This is a genomic window from Candidatus Schekmanbacteria bacterium, assembly GCA_003695725.1.
Lineage (GTDB): Bacteria > Schekmanbacteria > GWA2-38-11 > GWA2-38-11 > J061 > J061.
The window spans coordinates 1-5,126 of sequence record RFHX01000054.1 but is presented as its reverse complement, the minus strand read 5'-3'; the positions used below and the strand labels follow the sequence as shown (position 1 = coordinate 5,126).

Annotated in this window: 4 protein-coding genes and 1 tRNA gene; all 5 read right to left on the bottom strand. The window is 34.1% G+C overall.

Annotated elements, in window-relative coordinates; all coding sequences use genetic code 11:
• Positions 1-648, bottom strand: a 648-nt coding sequence (locus tag D6734_02560) for a PAS domain-containing protein (protein RMF97253.1), incomplete at its 3' end; no start/stop codon positions are given.
• A 150-nt stretch (positions 649-798) separates the two neighbouring features.
• A complete protein-coding gene (locus tag D6734_02555; protein ID RMF97252.1) occupies positions 799-2,322 on the bottom strand; it encodes a hypothetical protein in 1,524 nt (507 codons plus the stop codon).
• A gap of 115 nt (positions 2,323-2,437) precedes the next feature.
• Positions 2,438-3,859, bottom strand: coding sequence for a tRNA lysidine(34) synthetase TilS (gene tilS, locus D6734_02550; GenBank protein ID RMF97251.1), 1,422 nt, complete (start codon positions 3,857-3,859; stop codon positions 2,438-2,440).
• Between the two features lie 32 nt (positions 3,860-3,891).
• Positions 3,892-3,965, bottom strand: a tRNA-Met gene (locus D6734_02545).
• A gap of 289 nt (positions 3,966-4,254) precedes the next feature.
• Positions 4,255-4,908: a hypothetical protein gene (locus D6734_02540; protein RMF97250.1), complete on the bottom strand. Its 654-nt coding sequence runs from the start codon at positions 4,906-4,908 to the stop codon at positions 4,255-4,257.
• Positions 4,909-5,126 lie beyond the last annotated feature (218 nt).

Below are 5,126 nucleotides of genomic sequence, written 5' to 3'. Positions count from 1 at the left end.
GTCTGAGTCATCTCTCAATTCTGATATATTGACCTTGTAAAAAGATTCTTTTTTATTTTCCTCCAACTTTATTTCAAAAGTTCCATTCTCATTTTCTGAAATTAACTTCATCAAATCTTTTCTTTTATCTGATGATATGATGGAGAAAAAGTCTTTTCCTGTTGGATCACTCTCTTTTATTGATAGAATATCCCTCGCCAATGAATTTACAGTCAAAATTTTAGCTTCATTATTTAGGACAAGTATTCCTTCATTCATACTTTCTATTATAGTTTTGGTTTTCCCTTTCTCTCTGATTATCTCTTTTGTAAACCTGTCTGAGATAGAGTTTTTTTCCTTTTCAAGTTCGGCTATCTTCTTTTCATAATATGAGCGCGCGTTGAAGAGATTAGATATGAAAGTAGAGAATTCTTTGCGCGGAGAATAACGGTAGAGTGAATGAGTGCCGGCATTTTCTTTTAGAAGAATACCGCTTTCCACTAAGTCTTCCAATTCATTTTCAATTTCAAGAGGGTCAATATTGATCCATCGACTCAAGCCTTGCGGTGAATCAATGGCTGAAGGATTGTTTTGGAAGTAATTTATTATCTCTATTTTTGCAGTGGAATTAGCAATTTTTTGAAGGAAGTCATCAAATGAATCAACCATTTTGAACGAACTCCACAAACTTTATTTAGCGAAAATAAAAATATTTATAATTAATTTTATAACTTAATTACATTCAACAAATATTTTAAACATTTGCTAATTTACAATGCAAGAAATAATTGGTGATATTGAATGAAAAAAAATTTTTTATTAATGGTCGTCGATACCACGATTTTTTTTAACAGCTCTTTCATAAAGAGCCATATTCCCTAAGATTTCTTGAAGCTGTATATCAATTTTTTTCGGTGAACCGCTCATCAAACCTTCTCTACCTTCGAATTTTTCTAAAACTTCCATTCCCTTATTTGAGATAATGTATTCATGGATACTACGGTCATGATATGAGCCGCCTACTTTGATTACTGAAACAGCCCTTCTTATTTCACTTTCGAGTTCTACATAACGAAGTGAAATTACGGCTGGAATTAGCCCCATTATTTCACTGTTTTCACTTTCAGATGCACTGAACATTTCATTGAGGTCGAGAGTCAATATGGTGGTAATTCCTTTGTTTGAAAAGAAATCGCATAGTGAAAAGAGAAAATTTTTAAAGTAATCCTTATCTTTTATTGAATCGCTTAAGTCATTGAGTGAATCTATTACAACTCTTCTAATATTCATTTCTGAGCAGATTTTTCTGATCGAGTGGGAAAGTTCATCGGCAATCAGTTCCATTGGCGAACGATAAAGAATTTCAAGCATCCTCTTTTTAAGTGCTACGTCAAGATTTATCGAATAAGATAGTGCTGAATGAATGATGTCCTCAGGTCTGTTGTGCAGTGTAACAAATAGCCCGTTTTCATTATGAGTAAAACCTTCGTTTAGAAATTGTATTCCTATTGTTTTTTTCCCTGTCCCGCTTGACCCTGTTATGAGCGCTGTTTTCCCAACGCTGAGTCCTCCACCCAGCATTTCATCGAGCCCCTCAATTCCTGTGCTCAATTTTGCAGTTTCAGAGGAGGGAATATCATTTATATCGTAGTTTTTCAGAAAGCAGGAAGGGAAAATATGAATTCCTGTCGTATCGAAGATAAAGGAGTGTTTTCCCGAAATATAATCCTGACCCCGAGATTTGAGGATTTCTATAAACCTTTCTCTTCTCCTATTCCCACAGGATTCATATGTCAACCGTATGACAGTATCGACGAGATACACTTCATCAGAGAAAAGATTGTTTTCACTATAACCCGGCAATTCCCTTGAAAGTACAATAAATGCGTTTTTGTCTGAAACAGCATAAATAAGTTTGTTGATTAGTTCACGGTAATGAAGATTGTTTTCGGCTATTTGTCTGAAATGGCTTATGGAGTCGATAAATATTCGTTTGATATTCATTTCTTCAAAGATGTTGTTTATGTGGCTTGTAGGATTTGAAATCATATCAATCAGAGTTTGAGGTGAAGTAGGAATAATTTTTATCTTATTTTCCTTTTCCAGTTTTTTTAGATTCCAGCCATAGTTATAAGCATCGCGATAAAGCATTGCAGGTTTTTCTTCCAAGGTGATAATTAGTCCATTCTCATTGTAGCGGGTAGCGCCATTATATATGAATTGAAGTCCGAAAGTCGTTTTCCCTGAGCCTGCCGGTCCTTCAGCAAGAAGACAATTTTCTCTTGGTATGCCTCCTTGAAAGATTTCATCAAGGCCGGGAATTCCTGATTTTAAAAGCTCCATCTGACCCCATTAAAATGGTTAATTATCACATTATTATCTTATAAACCTGAAATTCATAAAATCAAGAATAAGTTTAAATTAATTTGGATAAGTCATTATGAAGATGAGAAGCAGATTATTTTTTTATTTTAAGATGGAGAATTTTTTTTGTATTTTTTGTTACTTTAAATTTGTCGTTTATTCTATAGCCTGCTACCCATACGATGTCGTCTCCTGAGAGGACAATTGGAATTTTATCCCTTTCATCTTTAGGAATTTTGAGGTTGATAAAAAAATCTTTGAGTTTCTTTTTCCCTTTATTCCCTAAAGGATAAAAGAAATCTCCCTCTTCTCTTCTTCTTACCTTTAAAGGAAGACTCAATTGATTTAAATCGAGAAACGCCTCACTTTGCCCTGATTTCAGATTTTTTACTTCATTCCTTTCAAGAATTGCTGAGGAAATAGTGTAGGGGAATCCGTTGAGCTTTGTTTCAGATGGAGGATTTATGAAAGAAAGGGCTTCCTCTTTTCTTTCATCTTCACTAATGATTTTGATGAAAATCTTGCCATAACTATTGATGAAACGGATCCCTGACGGCAAATGGAATTCCGTACCATGCTTTGATTGGCAAATGAATTCAAGAGCTCTTTCAATATGAAAACTGCTGATTCTTGTCTTGGGGCTTTTGTATTTTGCAAGAATAATGATTAGAAGTCTTTTTCCTATTGACCTGTGCAGTTTTTTGAAATGTTCTTTGTTTAGGAGAATAAAGTCTTTGTTTTCTTCAATTATAGCTATGTTCTGTTCTTTTTTGCATATATCATTCAAAAAATCATCGTCGTCTGCCGCCGCATTCATTGACCTTCTCAATGCAGATTTGAATGAAGGTTTGATTTCTTCTATAGAAGGTATTAGTTTGCTTCTTATGATATTCCTTTCATATTTTAGGACTAAATTCGATGAATCTTTCACATATTCAATTTGATGAGCTGATAGATATTCTTCAATCTCTTTTTTTGCCAAATCAATCAATGGTCTGATGATGTTGTATTTTTTATTCACAGGCGAGATGCCCTTCATACCTGATACACCTGTGCCTCGCAGGACATTCATAAAGAAGGATTCAATCCTGTCATCTAAAGTATGACCTAATGCGATTTTACTGGCTGTGATTTTTTTTGCAGTTTCTCTTAAAAAACCTATTCTTTCAAAATGGCATGCAGATTCAAGTGAAGTGCCATATTTTCTTTTTTCTGCAAAGGCATCAATTTTTTCAATAGTTATGTCGATTCCGAGATTGTCAGCTGTTTTAATGACAAATTCCTCATCTCTTTCACTTTCCCCCTCTCTTATTCCGTGATTGAGGTGGGCAATGTGGAGCTTGAGAGAATATTTTGTTTTTAAAAAATCGTTGAAAAGATGTAATAGGAATATAGAGTCAGGACCTCCTGAAAGGGCTATCAAAACCTTCTCACCTTCCTTCAACATATTGTATTTTTCAACTGTTTCAAGTGATTTTCTTACTGGCGGGTCTTTTTCGTTTAAGCTGTATGGCATAAAAGTTTTAAAAGGTAAGTTAGATATTTTTATGGCGGTGCAGGGAATCGAACCCCGGACACTGCGGATATGAGCCGCATGCTCTAACCATCTGAGCTACACCGCCTTCAATTAAGAGGTTAAAAATTTTTATCAGAAAAGGCAAAAAAAGAGATTTATTACAAGAATGCAGTCTAAATTTTTAATTAGAAATGTCAAGTGAAATTGACAGGATAAATTAGAATTCATCCATTATTTTTAGCTCAACAGAAACACCCTTATTGGTATCAGAAGCCAAGTATAAAGCTTGAAAAAAAGTGCAAATAATTTCTTCTTTGAGTTGCGAACATTTTTAAAAACAAAAAGCCCCGCCACATATATAGAAGCGGGGCTTGAAAGAGCTTAAATAGTTTTCTTTATTCTGTTACGCTAAGTGTTCCTTTAATCTTTTTGAGATTTCTCTTTTTAAGTTTGAACTTAGCCCCTGAGAGAGTAAGTTTATAAGTGTAGTCTCCAACTTGTTTACCAATTTGTCCAATCTTGTCTTCTGCAGTCAAGGCATTGAGAAGAACTTCAGAATTCAATGTACAGGTTTTCTTTCTTGCTGTTAGAGCATCCTTGCCATTTACATCGAGTGTGCCGCCATTTGCAGGTGAGCCGTCTGACAAGGTACCTGTATATTTAAATTCATTTCCTTTGACCTTTGAAAGTGTAATCTTTTTGCCCTTCTTGTCTGTCTTTACGATGACAGCAGCAGTCATTGTGATGCGTCTTTGATCATTCGTATCAACTGGCGTGAATTCGAGAGTCATTTTGATAGTTGATTTCCCTTTTTTAAGTTTATCGAATTCAAGTTTGATTTTAGGTCTTGTTGCAGATACTGACTGAGAGATCTTTGCCGCCTTTGACACTCCTTTTTTGGGCTTGTTAAGGGTAACATTTTTGTTATTTATTTTACATTTGTCCACTACAAAATATTTGCTTTTCTTTGCATAAGCCCCCGGGAGACATAACGCCGCTGAAAGGATGAAAACGACAAAAGCAACAAAAAATGAAGACTTTCTTTTCATATTACCTCCTCCTAAAAAATGTTATTAATTCAAAAATTATATTAACAATAACGCCCTTCATTTTTTTTGTCTATAAAAAAATGAAGTTTTTAAAAAAAATCACCCCCCCTCATTCAAATCTTTATTCCTATAATTTTCAATAAAAACTTTTCACTATGGTATGTTTCAGTCAAGAGATATTTTTTTGTAATAAAAATTTTATTTCTATTTTTTTATAT

Bases quoted from the DNA above. Each gene is read 5' to 3' on its own strand.
- D6734_02555 (RMF97252.1), bottom strand. From the start codon at position 2,322: ATGGAGCTTTTAAAATCAGGAATTCCCGGCCTTGATGAAATCTTTCAA.
- tilS (RMF97251.1), bottom strand. From the start codon at position 3,859: ATGCCATACAGCTTAAACGAAAAAGACCCGCCAGTAAGAAAATCACTT.
- D6734_02540 (RMF97250.1), bottom strand. From the start codon at position 4,908: ATGAAAAGAAAGTCTTCATTTTTTGTTGCTTTTGTCGTTTTCATCCTT.